The organism is Caballeronia zhejiangensis, assembly GCF_022879815.1.
Lineage (GTDB): Bacteria > Pseudomonadota > Gammaproteobacteria > Burkholderiales > Burkholderiaceae > Caballeronia > Caballeronia zhejiangensis.
Map to the genome: position 1 here is coordinate 106,638 of NZ_CP084288.1, position 17,593 is coordinate 124,230.

Consider the following 17,593-nt stretch of genomic DNA (forward strand, 5'->3'; position numbering starts at 1 on the left):
ACATAGAGCCGGCACATTCTTGTCGAAGCCCGGTACGCAGGGAGAGAGGACAGATCATGGATGACACGCCCACCATCGAATCGCGGATCAGCGCCGAGCCCGCGCGCAGCGGACTTGGCGTCGAGGCGCTGCAGCGCGATATCGTCGATAACCTCATCTGTCTGCAGGCGCGCTATCCGGAGATCGCCACGCCGCACGACTGGTACATGGCGCTCGCCTACGCCGTCCGCGACCGGATGATGACCCGCCGAGTCGCCACCACGCACACCTATGTAGCGCGCGACGCAAAAGTCGCGTGTTATCTGTCCGCTGAATTTCTCATCGGCCCGCAACTCGGCAACAACCTGATCAATCTCGGCATCGAAAGCAACGCGCGCGAAGCGTTGCAGGCGCTCGGACTCGACCTCGATACGCTGCTGTCGATCGAAGAGGAACCGGGCCTTGGCAACGGCGGCCTCGGACGCCTGGCCGCGTGCTATCTCGACTCGCTTTCCACGCTCGAAATCCCGGCGATCGGTTACGGAATCCGCTATGAGTTCGGCATCTTCGATCAGGAAATCCGCGACGGCTGGCAAGTGGAAATCACCGACAAATGGCTGCAGAAGGGCAACCCGTGGGAAATCCTGCGCCCGGACGTCGCGTTCTACGTGAACTTCGGTGGCCGCACCGAAAGCTCGACCGATGAAGCCGGCCGCTTTTATGTGCGCTGGATTCCTGCCTATACGGTCAAAGGCGTGGCCTGCGATACGCCGATCCCCGGTTTTCACGTCAATACATGTAACTCGTTGAGGCTCTGGAAAAGCGAGGCAGTCGAGTCGTTCGATCTTCAGGATTTCAATGCCGGCGACTATTACGAAGCCGTGCACGAGAAGGTGCTTTCGGAGACGCTGTCGAAGGTGCTTTATCCAAATGACGAGCCCGAAGCGGGTAAGCGCTTGCGGCTCGCGCAGCAGTACTTCTTCGTTTCGTGTTCGTTGCAGGACATGTTGCGCCTGCTTGCGCTCAAGGGCGAGCCGATCAATCGCTTGCCGGACATGTTCACGGCGCAATTGAACGACACGCATCCGTCGATAGCCGTCGCCGAGTTGATGCGCCTGCTCGTGGATGAGCGGCAACTGCCTTGGGACGACGCCTGGGACATCACGCAGCGCACGCTCGCCTATACGAATCACACGCTGTTGCCCGAAGCGCTCGAGACGTGGGGATTGCCATTGTTTCAGGGCTTGTTGCCGCGATTGATCGAGATCATCTACGAGATCAATCGCCGCTTCCTCGATGATGTCCGCCAACGATATCCCGGCGATGAAGCGCGGATCGCGCGCATGTCGCTGATCGACGAAAGCGGCACGAAGCGCGTACGCATGGCGCATCTTGCGACGGTCGGCAGTCACGCGATCAACGGTGTGGCCGCGCTCCATTCGGCACTGCTCGAAAAGACGGTGCTGCGAGATTTCGCCGAGCTATGGCCCGAGCGCTTCCATAACGTGACCAACGGCGTCACGCCGCGCCGCTTCATGATGCTCAGCAATCCGGGTCTCGCGAAACTGCTGGACGAGGGGCTGGGGGAAGGTTGGGCGACCGATCTCGGCAGACTGCGCAAGCTGTCCGAATACGCCGACGATGCCGCATTTCAGGAACGCTGGCGCAACGTGAAGCAGGCGAACAAGCAGATCCTCGCGGATAAGATCAACAGCGCGACGGGCATCGTCGTCGATCCTGCGGCGCTGTTCGACATACAGGTCAAGCGAATCCACGAGTACAAGCGGCAACATCTGAACGCGCTATACATCGTGACGCAGTACATGCGTCTGCGCCGCGATCCACAACTCGCGCTGACGCCGCGCTGCTTCGTATTCGGCGGCAAGGCCGCGCCGGGCTACGCGATGGCCAAGCTCATCATCCGGCTGATCAACGGCATCGCTGAAGTCGTGAACGACGATCCCGCGATGAACGGCCGCCTGAAAGTCGTATTCTTCCCGGACTTCAACGTCAAGAACGCACACTTCATTTACCCGGCTGCGGACCTGTCCGAGCAGATCTCGACCGCGGGCAAGGAGGCTTCGGGCACCGGAAACATGAAGTTCATGATGAACGGCGCGTTGACCATCGGTACGCTCGATGGCGCGAATATCGAGATCCGCGAAGAAGTCGGCGATGAAAACTTCTTCCTGTTCGGCCTGAATGCTGACGAAGTGGAACGCGTGAAGCGCGAAGGGTATCGTCCGGCCGACTATGCGGATGCGAATCAGACGCTGCGGGAAGTGCTGGAGTTGATCGGCAGCGGGCACTTCTCGCGCGGAGATCGAGAGATGTTCCGTCCGCTGGTCGACAACCTGCTACACCACGATCCGTTTCTGGTGCTTGCCGACTATGCCGCGTACGTCGCGCGTCAGGAAGATGTGAGCGCCGCCTGGCGCGACGAGCGGCGCTGGACTCGCATGTCCATCCTGAATACCGCCTATGCAGGCAAGTTCTCTTCGGACCGCGCGGTTCACGAATATTGCGAGCGGATCTGGAATATCCGCCCCGTGAAGATTTCCATCGAACGACGAAACTAGTTTTTCTTCCCGAGATCGCGCAGACGCTTGCCGGCCATCAGATCGTTGCCGAGTTTCTCGAGCGAAACGCCGCGCGTCTCGGGCACGTAGAAGAACACGACGACCGCAAAGATGACGTTGAGGATCGCATAGAGCACGAAGGTGTTCGCTTCGCCGACAGTCGACAGCAAGCTCAGGAACGTGGCCGCGACCGCCATGTTGGCGACCCAGTTGACGAGCGTCGAAACGGCGATGCCGAAGTCGCGCCCTTGCTGCGGCTGGATCTCCGAGCACAGGATCCAAACGAGCGGGCCGGCAGACATGGCGAACCCCGCGATGAAAAGCAGCAGCGACGCGACCGCCAGAATCTGTGCCGTGAGGCCGGCGACTCCGGCATGCAGCAGGAACCCGAGCGAGCACATGCCGATTGCCATGATGGCGCATCCCGCATAGAGGATCGGCTTGCGGCCCCAACGATCGACGAAGGCAATCGCGCCGAAGGTCGCAATGACGTTGACGAGGCCGACGATGACTGTCGCCCACAGTTGCTGTTCATGAGTCGCGAAGCCGGCCAGTTCGAAGATGCGCGGAGCGTAGTACATCACGACGTTGATGCCGGTGAGTTGCTGGAACACCTGCAGCACGACTCCGAGCAATACCGAGCGACGGAAGTTCGCGTTTTGCCGCAACAGGCTCCATCCTCGCTGGGGCCGCGTGTTGTCTTCGTTGACCTGCTCGAGTTCGGCTTGCACGTCGGCGGGATTGGCGTAGAAGCGTTGAAGGACGGCGCGCGCTTCGTCGGCGCGGTTGCGCTGAAGCAGCCAGCGCGGGCTATCGGGAAGGGCGAGCACGCCTGCGAGGAAGAAGACGGCGGGAATCGCGATGACGCCGAGCATCCAGCGCCAGTCGGCCACGTACGACAGTCCGATGTTCGACAGGAAGGCGGCCAGGATTCCGACGGTAATCATCAACTGATACGTCGAGATCATCGCGCCGCGTACTTGTCGCGGCGCAACCTCCGAAAGATAAAGCGGCGCGGTGAAAGACGCCATCCCGACCGCGAGGCCCAGCAGCAAGCGTGCGCCGATCAGATGAGCCGGACTCGCCGCGAACCCGGACCATAGCGATCCCGCAATGAAAAGTATCGCCGCCAGCACGAGCGCATAGCGGCGTCCGAGACGCCACGATAGCCAGCCCGCACCCAGTGCGCCGATCGCCGCGCCTACCATCATCGAGCTGACGATCCATTCTTGTGCGCGATCGCTCAGAACAAAATGCTTCGCGATGAAAGGCAGTGCGCCCGAGATCACCCCGATGTCGAGGCCGAACAGCAGGCCGGCGAGCGCCGCCATCAGGCAGACGAAGAGACCATATCGTCCGGTTTTCGTGGATGTCGGGACGCTGCGGTCGGCGAGGGTGCTCATCTGAGTTGTCTCCAGGTTGCGCTTCAAACCGGTCACGGTGGCAGTCGGGCGGCTTTGCTTCGACCATGCGACTGCGCACATGATCGAAGATGAGAATTAGCGCGGGATGAGCGCGCGATGAAGGACGCCTGAATCGTGTGACCGGCCGACATCGTACCGGTGAGCGTCAATTGCCGCCCAATGCCATCGCCTCGTTGTTGTGCCTGGTCAATTCTTCGTGCGCGCGTGCGATCTGACGTGCACAGACGCCGGTGACACGCGCCGCTGCTCGGCTTCGAATTTGCCGCCCGAAATGACCCGTTTATTTTTTTGGAAAAGGCGCTTGACGTCGTCGAAATAGCCCCGCATAATTCGCCTCCCGTTGAATGACGGCGCGCAAGAAAGCAAGCGAATAGCGAAGCAAATAACTGCGCAAATGCTCTTTAAAAACTAACAGCCGATAAGTGTGGGCGCTTGATGGCGAGTGCGGCTGGTTCTTCGGAATCGGCGATAGCAAAAGTATCAAGAGTCTCACACGAAGTATCAGAGGAAGGTTTGTTCATCTTTGGATGGAATAAATCATCGTCAGTACGTTGAGTGAGCGACCTATTCGGAAGAATAGAAAACAGTAACAGGTATTGAACTGAAGAGTTTGATCCTGGCTCAGATTGAACGCTGGCGGCATGCCTTACACATGCAAGTCGAACGGCAGCACGGGGGCAACCCTGGTGGCGAGTGGCGAACGGGTGAGTAATACATCGGAACGTGTCCTGTAGTGGGGGATAGCCCGGCGAAAGCCGGATTAATACCGCATACGACCTAAGGGAGAAAGCGGGGGATCTTCGGACCTCGCGCTATAGGGGCGGCCGATGGCAGATTAGCTAGTTGGTGGGGTAAAGGCCTACCAAGGCGACGATCTGTAGCTGGTCTGAGAGGACGACCAGCCACACTGGGACTGAGACACGGCCCAGACTCCTACGGGAGGCAGCAGTGGGGAATTTTGGACAATGGGGGCAACCCTGATCCAGCAATGCCGCGTGTGTGAAGAAGGCCTTCGGGTTGTAAAGCACTTTTGTCCGGAAAGAAAACTTCGTCCCTAATATGGATGGAGGATGACGGTACCGGAAGAATAAGCACCGGCTAACTACGTGCCAGCAGCCGCGGTAATACGTAGGGTGCGAGCGTTAATCGGAATTACTGGGCGTAAAGCGTGCGCAGGCGGTCTGTTAAGACCGATGTGAAATCCCCGGGCTTAACCTGGGAACTGCATTGGTGACTGGCAGGCTTTGAGTGTGGCAGAGGGAGGTAGAATTCCACGTGTAGCAGTGAAATGCGTAGAGATGTGGAGGAATACCGATGGCGAAGGCAGCCTCCTGGGCCAACACTGACGCTCATGCACGAAAGCGTGGGGAGCAAACAGGATTAGATACCCTGGTAGTCCACGCCCTAAACGATGTCAACTAGTTGTTGGGGATTCATTTCCTTAGTAACGTAGCTAACGCGTGAAGTTGACCGCCTGGGGAGTACGGTCGCAAGATTAAAACTCAAAGGAATTGACGGGGACCCGCACAAGCGGTGGATGATGTGGATTAATTCGATGCAACGCGAAAAACCTTACCTACCCTTGACATGGTCGGAACCCTGCTGAAAGGTGGGGGTGCTCGAAAGAGAACCGGCGCACAGGTGCTGCATGGCTGTCGTCAGCTCGTGTCGTGAGATGTTGGGTTAAGTCCCGCAACGAGCGCAACCCTTGTCCTTAGTTGCTACGCAAGAGCACTCTAAGGAGACTGCCGGTGACAAACCGGAGGAAGGTGGGGATGACGTCAAGTCCTCATGGCCCTTATGGGTAGGGCTTCACACGTCATACAATGGTCGGAACAGAGGGTTGCCAAGCCGCGAGGTGGAGCCAATCCCAGAAAACCGATCGTAGTCCGGATCGCAGTCTGCAACTCGACTGCGTGAAGCTGGAATCGCTAGTAATCGCGGATCAGCATGCCGCGGTGAATACGTTCCCGGGTCTTGTACACACCGCCCGTCACACCATGGGAGTGGGTTTCACCAGAAGTAGGTAGCCTAACCGCAAGGAGGGCGCTTACCACGGTGGGATTCATGACTGGGGTGAAGTCGTAACAAGGTAGCCGTATCGGAAGGTGCGGCTGGATCACCTCCTTTCTCGAGCTTCGCACACGAAGTTAAGCGCTCACGCTTATCGGCTGTTGTTTGAAGACAGGCTTTGGGTCTGTAGCTCAGTCGGTTAGAGCACCGTCTTGATAAGGCGGGGGTCGTTGGTTCGAATCCAACCAGACCCACCACGGTCAAGATGAGTCAGGCAGTCAGTGAGGCTGCAGACGCAAGACGCGGGGGATTAGCTCAGCTGGGAGAGCACCTGCTTTGCAAGCAGGGGGTCGTCGGTTCGATCCCGTCATCCTCCACCAAGTCCTCAATGCGCAGTGTTTCGTGAAGCACTTTGCATTGGCGATTGAAAGCCAGTTGATGTCGCAGGCGAGTGAAGTGAGCTTGTCGGCTAAACGTTCTTTAACAATCTGGAAGAAGTAGTAAAGAGACTATCTAAAAGCACTTAGAGATGGGTGTGAGTCGGGTAGTCAGGGTAGTGATTGTATCAAGTATGAAAAGTGATCTTGATGATGACTTGGAATACGGCACAACGCGAATACTCAGCCTATGGCGAGGGTGGCTCGAGAGAGACACACTTGTTATAGGGTCAAGCGAACAAGTGCATGTGGTGGATGCCTTGGCGATCACAGGCGATGAAGGACGCGGTAGCCTGCGAAAAGTTGTGGGGAGCTGGCAAACGAGCTTTGATCCACAAATGTCCGAATGGGGAAACCCACTCCTAATGGAGTACCCACAACTGAATACATAGGTTGTGTGGAGCGAACGCGGTGAACTGAAACATCTAAGTAACCGCAGGAAAAGAAATCAACCGAGATTCCCAAAGTAGTGGCGAGCGAAATGGGATCAGCCTGTACTCTTTATCTTTGTTGTTAGTCGAACGCTCTGGAAAGTGCGGCCATAGCAGGTGATAGCCCTGTAGACGAAAACAGCGAGGAAGAACTAGGGGTACGACAAGTAGGGCGGGACACGTGAAATCCTGTCTGAAGATGGGGGGACCATCCTCCAAGGCTAAATACTCGTGATCGACCGATAGTGAACCAGTACCGTGAGGGAAAGGCGAAAAGAACCCCGGGAGGGGAGTGAAATAGATCCTGAAACCGCATGCATACAAACAGTCGGAGCCTGGAAACGGGTGACGGCGTACCTTTTGTATAATGGGTCAGCGACTTACGTTCAGTAGCGAGCTTAACTGATTAAGGCAGGCGTAGCGAAAGCGAGTCCGAACAGGGCGATCAGTTGCTGGGCGTAGACCCGAAACCAAGTGATCTATCCATGGCCAGGTTGAAGGTGCGGTAACACGTACTGGAGGACCGAACCCACTAACGTTGAAAAGTTAGGGGATGAGCTGTGGATAGGGGTGAAAGGCTAAACAAACTTGGAAATAGCTGGTTCTCTCCGAAAACTATTTAGGTAGTGCCTCGTGTATCACCTTCGGGGGTAGAGCACTGTCATGGTTGTGGGGTCCATTGCGGATTACTACGCCATAGCAAACTCCGAATACCGAAGAGTGCAATCACGGGAGACAGACATCGGGTGCTAACGTCCGGTGTCAAGAGGGAAACAACCCAGACCGCCAGCTAAGGTCCCAAAGATTGGCTAAGTGGGAAACGAAGTGGGAAGGCTAAAACAGTCAGGAGGTTGGCTTAGAAGCAGCCACCCTTTAAAGAAAGCGTAATAGCTCACTGATCGAGTCGTCCTGCGCGGAAGATGTAACGGGGCTCAAGCCAGTCACCGAAGCTGCGGATGCGTACGCAAGTACGTGTGGTAGGAGAGCGTTCCGTAAGCCTGCGAAGGTGCGTTGAAAAGCGTGCTGGAGGTATCGGAAGTGCGAATGCTGACATGAGTAGCGATAAAGGGGGTGAAAAGCCCCCTCGCCGTAAGCCCAAGGTTTCCTACGCAACGTTCATCGGCGTAGGGTGAGTCGGCCCCTAAGGCGAGGCAGAAATGCGTAGCTGATGGGAAGCAGGTCAATATTCCTGCACCATTGTTAGATGCGATGGGGGGACGGATCGCGGAAGGTTGTCCGGGTGTTGGACGTCCCGGTCGCTGCGTTGGAGAAGGCACTTAGGCAAATCCGGGTGCGTAATTCAAGGGCGTGGCGCGAGCTTCTTCGGAAGCGAAGCAATTGGAAGTGGTTCCAAGAAAAGCCTCTAAGCTTCAGTCTAACGATGACCGTACCGCAAACCGACACAGGTGGGCGAGATGAGTATTCTAAGGCGCTTGAGAGAACTCGGGAGAAGGAACTCGGCAAATTGGTACCGTAACTTCGGGATAAGGTACGCCCTTGTAGCTTGACTGGCCTGCGCCAGGAGGGTGAAAGGGTTGCAATAAACTGGTGGCTGCGACTGTTTAATAAAAACACAGCACTCTGCAAACACGAAAGTGGACGTATAGGGTGTGACGCCTGCCCGGTGCCGGAAGATTAAATGATGGGGTGCAAGCTCTTGATTGAAGTCCCGGTAAACGGCGGCCGTAACTATAACGGTCCTAAGGTAGCGAAATTCCTTGTCGGGTAAGTTCCGACCTGCACGAATGGCGTAACGATGGCCACACTGTCTCCTCCCGAGACTCAGCGAAGTTGAAGTGTTTGTGATGATGCAATCTCCCCGCGGCTAGACGGAAAGACCCCATGAACCTTTACTGTAGCTTTGCATTGGACTTTGAACCGATCTGTGTAGGATAGGTGGGAGGCTATGAAACCGGAACGCCAGTTTCGGTGGAGCCGTCCTTGAAATACCACCCTGGTTTGTTTGAGGTTCTAACCTTGGCCCGTGATCCGGGTCGGGGACAGTGCATGGTAGGCAGTTTGACTGGGGCGGTCTCCTCCCAAAGCGTAACGGAGGAGTACGAAGGTACGCTAGGTACGGTCGGAAATCGTGCTGATAGTGCAATGGCATAAGCGTGCTTAACTGCGAGACCGACAAGTCGAGCAGGTGCGAAAGCAGGTCATAGTGATCCGGTGGTTCTGTATGGAAGGGCCATCGCTCAACGGATAAAAGGTACTCTGGGGATAACAGGCTGATACCGCCCAAGAGTTCATATCGACGGCGGTGTTTGGCACCTCGATGTCGGCTCATCTCATCCTGGGGCTGTAGCCGGTCCCAAGGGTATGGCTGTTCGCCATTTAAAGAGGTACGTGAGCTGGGTTTAAAACGTCGTGAGACAGTTTGGTCCCTATCTGCCGTGGGCGTTGGATATTTGAAGGGGGCTGCTCCTAGTACGAGAGGACCGGAGTGGACGAACCTCTGGTGTACCGGTTGTGACGCCAGTCGCATCGCCGGGTAGCTATGTTCGGAAGAGATAACCGCTGAAAGCATCTAAGCGGGAAACTCGCCTTAAGATGAGATATCCCCGGGGCTTCGAGCCCCTTGAAGGGTCGTTCCAGACCAGGACGTTGATAGGTCAGGTGTGTAAGTGCAGTAATGCATTGAGCTAACTGATACTAATTGCCCGTAAGGCTTGATCCTATAACCAGTGTGTTTCACGTACTGACTTGGCGCCACAGCGCTTGGTCAATACCACCCCTGGTTGAGTATCGTTGTGCGACACTCACTCCCCAAACACTTCTACTTCTTCCCAGATTGGTTGTCGCGCCCACCCAGGCGAGACAACAACAAGTCATGCCTGATGACCATAGCGAGTCGGTCCCACCCCTTCCCATCCCGAACAGGACCGTGAAACGACTCCACGCCGATGATAGTGCGGATACCCGTGTGAAAGTAGGTAATCGTCAGGCTCCTCATGCTTCAAACAAAAACCCCACCCCAAAAGGTGGGGTTTTTGCGTTGGGACTTTCAAAGCATCTCACGCCAGCTTGCGAATAGCCGATTGCTGATAATTCTCGATGCCGATTTTGTCGATGAGGCCGATCTGAATCTCCAGCCAATCGATGTGATCCTCGGTAGCGTCGAGCAGTTCGACCAGAATCCCTCTTGAGACAAAGTCCCGCACCGATTCGCAATAGACGATCCCCTCCTTGCATTGCGCTTGGGCCGCCTGCTCGAGCTTGAGGTCGTTCTGCAGAGCTTCGAGCGTCTGCTTGCCAATGGCCAACGCATGAAGATCATGCAAATTCGGCAGTCCATCGAGCATGAGGATTCGCTCGATCAGCTTGTCAGCATGCGTCAACTCGTCCATCGACTCGTCGTATTCGTGCGCGCCGAGTTCTTCAAATCCCCAATGCTGATAGAGACGCGCGTGCAAAAGATACTGATGCACGGCCGTCAGTTCGTTCTTCAGCTCGGCATTGAGGTAGTCAATCACTTTCGAATCGCCTTGCATACCGTCTCCCGCCTGGTCGCGTTGCCACACACTCAGAATAGACGTTCGGCGATGACGAGCCGACAACGAGATTCATTCGCATTAGTGGCGACACTGCCGCATCCGCCCGCGTAGCGGAAACTTCCCTCGATTGCGCGATTTTCATGCCTATAATCGAGCGCAAAAGGAACGAGCCGCACAGAGTACGCCTTGCAGATAACAACAAGGAGAGACGTCGTGCCCCGATCGAACCGTACCCGCGCCCCTTCAATCTTCAGCCCGAATATAGCGAGCACGGGCCGTCGGCAGTTCCTCGGCATGGCCGGCGCCGGAATGCTCGCGACACTTCTTCCCGGCTGCGGCAGCGATAACGCCGACTCCCAGTCCTATCCTCAAACCGTCGCCATGGGGCAGCAGGCAATCCAGCAGGCCATCGGCAATCCGACGCAGCCCGTCGCGGCAATATCGGTGGCCATGCTCAAGGGCAGCAACGTGTTCTGGCAGCAGGCGTTCGGCGTATCGTCGGTGCCGAACCAAACCAAGGCGACGACCCAGACGCGTTTCAACATCGGCTCCGTCAGCAAGCTGTTTGCGGCGCTCGCAGCGACGATCCTCCAGGATCGCGGACTGATCACGCTCGATACGCCGATCGTCCGTTATCTCCCGACATTCACGATGCTCTCGCCCGAGTACGCGAAGATCACGACGCGCCAGTTGCTCTCGCATTCGTCGGGACTGCCGGGCACGAATTCGCGCAATCTCTTCACGTTCGCGCCGGTTCCCGGCTACGCAGCCGATACGCAAGCCGAACTCGCGAATACGCATCTGAAGCATTACCCCGGCGAGCTTGCCGTGTATTGCAACGACGGCTTCACGATGATCGAGCAGATCGTCCTCGCGATGACAGGGCAGAGCTTCGCGAGCTTCGTGGAAGCGAACATCCTCGCGCCGCTGAAGATGACGAACTCCAGCTATCTAACGAGCGTGCCGAGCAGCGGCTCGTTCTCGTATCCGTTTGCGAACGGCACGCAGTATCAGGAATTCGTCAACGCCTATGCGACGGGCGGGTTGAGCTCCACGCCCGGCGACATGATGAATCTCGCGCAGATGATCATCGGCGGCGGCATGTTTCAGGGGCAGCGCGTAGTATCGGCGGCGGGCATCGCGCAGATGGGCACGGATCAAACTACCGGACTCCTGATTAATCCGTCGCCCGAATGGAAATGGGGACTCGGCTGGGACTCGATCAGGCAACCGGCGCTCGATGCAGCAGGCGTCCTCGGATGGGAAAAGGACGGCGGAACGGCCTTCTATTCGAGCGAGTTCTTTGTCGTGCCACAGGCGCAACTCGCGCTGATGATCACGGGCAATTCGGGCTACGACGCTCGCAAGATCGCCGAATCGCTCGTGCTCTCCGCGCTGAAAGAGGACGGCTCGATCGCCTCGCTGCCGGCCAAGATCAGCACGACGGCGCCATCGGCCGCATCGGCGCCGAACATCGTCACGGCTGGCGGTATCTACGGCAATTCCGACTCGCCATTCCAGGTGATCGCGAATCCGGACGGCAGCCTGCAATTGAACCAGTGGGATGGAAAGAAGCGTGCGTGGACGCAGCTTGGCGCATACCAGTATCGCAGTGACGGATGGTGGTGGAGCAATAGCGATAGCGCCTCGTATCGCTTCACGGTCGCTTCCGGAACCGATGAGAACGGCCACGCGTACAGCTATCGCTATCTGATGAAGCGTGTGGTGCCAGGCGCGGGTTACGCGTATCTCACGCTGCCGGTCGGTCAGCAACTCGCCGCGCTCACGCCGCTCGACACCGCATGGCAGCAGCGTTTAGACACGCAATGGACCCTGACGAACGATTCGCCAACGGCCGTGCCGATCGTCATCGATGGGAACGAACCGGCTTACCTGACCACGTTGCCCGAACTGCCGGGTTATGTGCTGTACGGCAACACGGACCTTCGCTATCAACTCTTCGTGCCGCTTTCGGACGATCGCGGCGGCATGTCGGTCAGGGTGCCTGGTAACTTCGGTCGCGATCTCTATGAGATCCGCTTTGCGTCAGCGAGTGGCGGCACGACACTGACGCTCGGAAGCTCGATTTACGCGAAGGCTTGAATGAAAGCACTCATTCGAAGCTAATTCACGGGAAGTAACCTGCTTCACATCGGCGATGCATGTGAAGCAGGTTCGACGAACGAACGTCATGCGCGCTGCGTCAGGCGGTGAAGCGATACGGCAAACGCCGCCTCCTACACGACAAGGAGCACATCATGTTCGCACTGCTTTCGCATCTTCTCGGCAAGCTGGTTTCCCGTACCGACATGCCTTCGCATAGCGCTTATCTCGCGTCGTCAGGCGATCTTGCCGATCTCGAACGCCGCATGCGTAACGTCGAAGACGAAGACCGCGCTTACAGCATGTCGTTTTGATGCGCGAAGACCCGCATGAAACATCCGCGGCTCAATTCGCCTCACGTCCTGTCGCGAGCCACGGCTTTCGATCTTCGAGGCAGACCATTCCTTCGTACAGTTCGACGTAGGAGCGGATCATCGCATCGAGACTGAATTTGCGCGCATGCTGGCGCAGCCGGTCGCGCGTAGAAGGATCGTCGAGCAAGGCGGTTGCCTCGTGAATTTTGTCGATCAACGTCTCGGGCCGGCCGACGTCGAACAGGAGATTCGAACGCGGCTCGATGATCTCGGGAATGCCGCCCATATTCGATCCGACGACGGGCACGCCATGCGAATACGCTTCGAGGACGACCAGCCCGAACGGTTCGTTCCACACGGACGGCACCACCAGAATATCGATGCTGCTCAGGAAATCCGAAGGATCGACCCGTCCGAGGAAAGTCACGCGCGGGTCCGCGTATTTCGTCTTGACCGAATCGACGAAGTCCTGATCTCCGGTGCCGCCGATCGAGAGCGTCCAGTCGAGCGTCTGGTCTGCGAGCAGTTGTTCCAGCAGCAACTCGACGCCCTTTTCAGGCAGCACGCGCCCGAGCATGCCGAGTCGCAATGGAGCGTTTCCATCTTGTCTCGAGTGCTGTGCCGCGACGGAATCCATGGCCGGCTGATAGCAATTGTTGATGACGGTCGTCTTTGCCGCACGCGAGAAAAAACCGCTCTCGAGATGCTTCTGCAAGACGAAATCGCTCACGCCGACCGCAACGCTGACCTGCGCGGATGCGATCTGCTTCGGCTTCGCATACAGCGAGCACACGCCGCACTGACTCGCGCAGGGCTTGCCGGCCGTGAGCATGCTCGCCGTCGGGCACAACAGATAGTAATCGTGGATCGTATGTACGATAGGCACGCCCGCGTTGTTGGCGACGCGCCATGCATCGACGGAAAGACACGAGAGGTTGGCAGTATGAATGATGTCCGGCTTCTCGCGCTCGATGATCTCGGCGAGCTTTCGCGTCATCGACGTGTTGCGCACGTCGATCGCGTGCCAGATCAGCTTGGCGACGCGGGAATGCTCGCCAGGCGCATGCGGCCAATAGAGATTGGTCGAACGCAGACGATAGACCTTCGCGCCGTTGACGACTTCATTGCGATCGTCGCCTGTGCCGGTCGCGCAGACCACGCAAACCTCTATGCCTGCCTTGATGAGGCCATCGGCAAGGAGTCGCGTCGCAACTTCGGCGCCGCCGACCTCGTCTGGAAAATATAACGTGTTCGCGATCAGTACTTTCACGGCGTATGGACAGGATGCAGATCACTACGAGCCGGCGGCTTGGCGGTGCGAAAGTCTTCGCGCGCGCCGTAGCTTGTTGAGCGCTTGCCGATGATGTGACGGGGCGGATGACCCTTCATGTGTCGCGGCTCCGGTTCTACAGCGTATGAGCTGATGGCTGACAGTTGGCGCCGCGTCACCTCGATCCGATCGACGACAGGATTGGAAATCGAGTGCGGTCGTTCGAGCTGAACTTTGACCCTGCAAGGTGTGCGGCCCAGTTTACCCCATGAAAGCAAGGGGTATCGCGTTTTTTCAATTTGCGTGCTGCCTACATGCTTTGCGTCTTCCTTATGAATCGATAGCCCGATTTTTACCTTGTGGCCAGCAGCAAAAACGATATGGACCGTGGCAAGGTTACGGACATACGGCGCGTGGCAGCGCCTGTTCTTCGAGCACGCTTTCATACAGCGCGCGATATGACTCGACCATCGCATCGACGTTGAAGCGCCGCGCATATTCGCGGAAACGCTCGTGCACGCGCGGGTCGTCGAGCAACGCCACCGCTTCATGCAGCTTGCCGATGATCGAAGAGGGCTGCGCGATGTCGAACACCAGATTCGTGCGCGGCTCGATGACTTCGGGAATGCCGCCCGTGTTTGCACCGACGACCGGCACGCCGTGCGAATACGCTTCGACCGTGACCCTCCCGAACGGTTCATTCCAGATCGATGGCACCACGAGAATGTCGATACTGTCGTAGAACGCGTCGGACTTCACGCGGCCGAGATATTCGATGCGCGGATCGTCGTACTTCGACTTGAGCGCCTGAAGATAATCGGCATCCGCATGGCCGCCTACGGCTAGCGTCCATTGCAGCGTATCGTCCGCGAGCAATTGCTCGAGCAGCACTTCCAGCCCTTTCTCCCGCGACACGCGCCCGAGTATGCCGAGTCGCACGGGGCCGCCTGCATAACGGCGCGTGCGCGGCGGCGCAGTCGAAGTTTCAAGCGATTCGCACGCGTTATAGATGACCGCCGTGCGCGACGCACGCGAAAAGTAGCCGCTTTCCAGATGCTTTTGCAACACGAAGCGACTCACGCCGACAGCGACCGCGACGCGCGCCGACGCGATGCGCTTGGGCTGCGCATACACCGAGCACACGCCGCACTGCCGCTGGCATGGCTTCGAATGCGAGAACATGATCGCGGTCGGACACATCAGATAGTAATCGCGCGCCGTATGCACGATCGGCACGCCGGCATTGCGTGCGAGACGCCAGATATCGACAGAGAGGCAAGACAGATTGCTGGTGCTGATCACGTCCGGCTTTTCACGCGCGATGATGCTCGCGAGCTTGCGCGACATGATGACGTTATAGACATCGATGGCATGCCAGATCAGCTTGGCGACGCGGCCGTGCTTCTCGCGCAGATGCGGCCAGTAAAGATTGACCGAGCGAAGCCGATAGACCTTCACACCATTCACGTTGTCCACATGGTCGACACCCGATCCGGTCGCGCAGACCACACAGACTTCGATGCCTGCCCTGACCAGACCCTCGGCCAGTAGTCGCGTAGATACTTCGGCCCCTCCGGGTTCATCCGGAAAATAGAGTGTGTTCACGATCAGTATCTTCACGACGACGAAGTCCCCTTGGAAAAGCCTATGCAAAGACACGGCAGAGCGTAACGCTCTCAGGGTTCGACGATCGGTCAAACGACGGAAAAACCCCGGAAGACAAGGCAGGTATTGAAATCATCATACTCGACGGCGAGCTAACGTCGTGTTCAAAGAATCGTCGAGCGGTGCTTGTCTCTGCCATGACAGATACTCGCGCGAGCGCATTTCGGCTCGACTGCGATGCGGAAAACATAGCAGCTTGTGCACCGGCGTTCAATGTGGTGCCGAACATAGACGCCGATGACATTGGGTGTTGAAAGAAAGAGGAATGCGGGCAGTGATCGAACGCCGCGGCCTGAACCGCGGCGTGCATGCTGTCGTTACTGCGGCTCGTACCACGAATAAGTCGGAAGCGTGGTCAAAGGCTTGCCGATCTGGAACGTGATATCCCGCAGGGACGTCAGCGGAATGTTGCGCGGATCGCCCGTGTAGCGCCGCACGTCGCCGTTATCGTTGATATATACGACGATGTCGCCGGTGATGCCCGCAACGTTCGTGCTCGAAAGCGGCATGCCCCAGACATCGAATACCTGGCCGAGCGTGAAGTCCTTGAAGTTCGGCGTTTCGATATGAATGATGCCGGTGTTGTCATGCGTGTGCGTTTCATAGTTACACGAAGACAAGATGCCGACATTCTTCGGGAACGCGAGCCACTGCCCGTCCTTGAAGATGGCGACGTGCGAGTGAACGTGGAACGTCTCTGCCATGCCCGCCGCGCAGATCAGGCCATCGACCGGCGCGCCGGTGCCGCCCGTCGCCGTATTGCCATCGGTAAAGTACAGATTGCCCACCAGGCCGCCGTAGCTGAGCGTCGTCACCGTCGACGTGAACGGCGGCGGATCGGTCCACGTATAGGTCGCGATCTGCGTCGGCGTCGCGCCGATGACGAGCGTCACTTCGCCCTTGTCCGGCAGCACGAGGCTCGAAAGATCGCCGGTGTATTTGGTGAGCGTGCCGCCCGTGTTCACCCACGCGGTCACATTGCCAGTGAGGCCCGCCACGTTGGTCGTGCTGAGCGGCTGACCCCAGACGGAGAAGAACTGCCCGAGCGTGTAAGACGCATTCGATGTCACGTCCATGCGGATCTTGCCCGAGGCATCGACGGTGTGGACCGGATACACGCAACCCGTCTGCTTCGCCATGGTCGGCTTCACGTATCCGACGTTCGCCGGCAACGAGAGTTGCTTACCGTTTTGATAAATCGACAGATGTGAATAGCTGTATTTATTGCCGGCGACCGTACAGTTCAGATTGGCGACGGCCTGGCCGGTGCCGCCCGTCGATGTCGAGCCGTCGCTCCATTGCGATGCGCCGATCGTCGTACCATCGACGACTGCAGTCGCGGCGGCGAGCGTCGGCGTGCCGGTCGTCGTCGAAGGCGTGCTCGCGCCGGAGGGTGCGCTCGCGCCGCCCGGTGAGCTTGCACCGCCTTCGCCCGAGCTCGTGGGCGAGCTCGATCCGTTGCCCGAACCGCCGCCGCCACCGCAAGCGGCGAGCAATGCGAGCGCTGCGGCCGCGAGTGCGCTTGTCATCCAGCGCGTGTTCATCTGTTTCTCTTTGAGCATGTGTCGACTCCGCCCCTAAGGATTTCTGAAGGTGTTGCGGGTTGCACTGCGGCCGCATGCGCGACGCATGCGTGGCGTGCATCCGGCATCGGAAGCATCGCGAGCCGCTCTCGATGCAAGAAACGCGCTTGCTCGTGGAGACGGTCTCGATACGATTGACGCAAATGTTGACGCCTGTCGCTACGACGCTCGTCTATCGACCGGATGCGTTATGGTCTGACTTGCGTCGGTGAAGTCCAGCGACTCATCGAAAGAGAGAAACCGGTCCGGTTATCTGATTCGCCGGCCCGAGGAAATTTAACGTCGAAGAAATGTCGTC

General features: G+C 57.9%; 8 protein-coding genes, 2 tRNA genes and 3 rRNA genes. 8 read left to right on the top strand and 5 right to left on the bottom strand.

Annotated elements, in window-relative coordinates:
- The first annotated feature begins 56 nt into the window (after positions 1 to 56).
- The gene (locus LDZ23_RS33320) at positions 57 to 2,558 is read left to right on the top strand and encodes a glycogen/starch/alpha-glucan phosphorylase (RefSeq protein WP_008345311.1); all 2,502 of its coding nucleotides are present in this window, start codon (positions 57 to 59) and stop codon (positions 2,556 to 2,558) included.
- Here LDZ23_RS33320 and LDZ23_RS33325 read toward each other — a convergent pair.
- Positions 2,555 to 3,961: a sugar porter family MFS transporter gene (locus tag LDZ23_RS33325; protein ID WP_008345310.1), complete on the bottom strand. Its 1,407-nt coding sequence runs from the start codon at positions 3,959 to 3,961 to the stop codon at positions 2,555 to 2,557. The two genes, LDZ23_RS33320 and LDZ23_RS33325, sit on opposite strands and share 4 nt — an antisense overlap.
- A 619-nt stretch (positions 3,962 to 4,580) precedes the next feature.
- Here LDZ23_RS33325 and LDZ23_RS33330 point away from each other — a divergent pair.
- The 5 genes from LDZ23_RS33330 (at position 4,581) to rrf (ending at position 9,812) form a co-directional block, all read left to right on the top strand.
- A 16S ribosomal RNA gene (locus LDZ23_RS33330) occupies positions 4,581 to 6,112 on the top strand.
- Positions 6,113 to 6,175: 63 nt separating this feature from the next.
- A tRNA-Ile gene (locus tag LDZ23_RS33335) sits at positions 6,176 to 6,252 on the top strand.
- 47 nt (positions 6,253 to 6,299) lie between these two features.
- Positions 6,300 to 6,375, top strand: a tRNA-Ala gene (locus LDZ23_RS33340).
- A gap of 285 nt (positions 6,376 to 6,660) precedes the next feature.
- A 23S ribosomal RNA gene (locus tag LDZ23_RS33345) occupies positions 6,661 to 9,543 on the top strand.
- A gap of 156 nt (positions 9,544 to 9,699) precedes the next feature.
- Positions 9,700 to 9,812 (top strand): 5S ribosomal RNA (rrf, locus tag LDZ23_RS33350).
- Together the 16S, 23S and 5S rRNA genes with 2 tRNA genes alongside form the textbook arrangement of a ribosomal RNA operon.
- A gap of 68 nt (positions 9,813 to 9,880) precedes the next feature.
- On the opposite strand, the gene bfr is transcribed toward rrf, so the two are convergent.
- Positions 9,881 to 10,357 (bottom strand): bacterioferritin, encoded by a 477-nt coding sequence (gene bfr / locus LDZ23_RS33355; protein ID WP_008345910.1) that lies wholly within the window; start codon positions 10,355 to 10,357, stop codon positions 9,881 to 9,883.
- Positions 10,358 to 10,669: 312 nt separating this feature from the next.
- Here bfr and LDZ23_RS33360 point away from each other — a divergent pair, with 312 nt between their 5' ends.
- Positions 10,670 to 12,463 (top strand): serine hydrolase domain-containing protein, encoded by a 1,794-nt coding sequence (locus LDZ23_RS33360; protein WP_235366240.1) that lies wholly within the window; start codon positions 10,670 to 10,672, stop codon positions 12,461 to 12,463.
- Positions 12,464 to 12,618: 155 nt separating this feature from the next.
- The gene (locus LDZ23_RS33365) at positions 12,619 to 12,777 is read left to right on the top strand and encodes a DUF3563 family protein (RefSeq protein WP_008345908.1); all 159 of its coding nucleotides are present in this window, start codon (positions 12,619 to 12,621) and stop codon (positions 12,775 to 12,777) included.
- Positions 12,778 to 12,808: 31 nt separating this feature from the next.
- On the opposite strand, the gene LDZ23_RS33370 is transcribed toward LDZ23_RS33365, so the two are convergent.
- The 3 genes from LDZ23_RS33370 to LDZ23_RS33380 all read right to left on the bottom strand — a co-directional run bounded on the left by LDZ23_RS33370 (position 12,809) and on the right by LDZ23_RS33380 (position 17,274).
- The gene (locus tag LDZ23_RS33370) at positions 12,809 to 14,047 is read right to left on the bottom strand and encodes a glycosyltransferase family 4 protein (RefSeq protein ID WP_008345906.1); all 1,239 of its coding nucleotides are present in this window, start codon (positions 14,045 to 14,047) and stop codon (positions 12,809 to 12,811) included.
- A 396-nt stretch (positions 14,048 to 14,443) separates the two neighbouring features.
- Positions 14,444 to 15,652 carry a glycosyltransferase family 4 protein gene (locus tag LDZ23_RS33375; RefSeq protein WP_235366239.1) on the bottom strand — a complete coding sequence of 403 codons (1,209 nt, stop codon included), beginning with the start codon at positions 15,650 to 15,652 and terminating at the stop codon, positions 14,444 to 14,446.
- A gap of 377 nt (positions 15,653 to 16,029) precedes the next feature.
- The gene (locus LDZ23_RS33380) at positions 16,030 to 17,274 is read right to left on the bottom strand and encodes a hypothetical protein (RefSeq protein WP_008345902.1); all 1,245 of its coding nucleotides are present in this window, start codon (positions 17,272 to 17,274) and stop codon (positions 16,030 to 16,032) included.
- Positions 17,275 to 17,593: the final 319 nt, after the last annotated feature.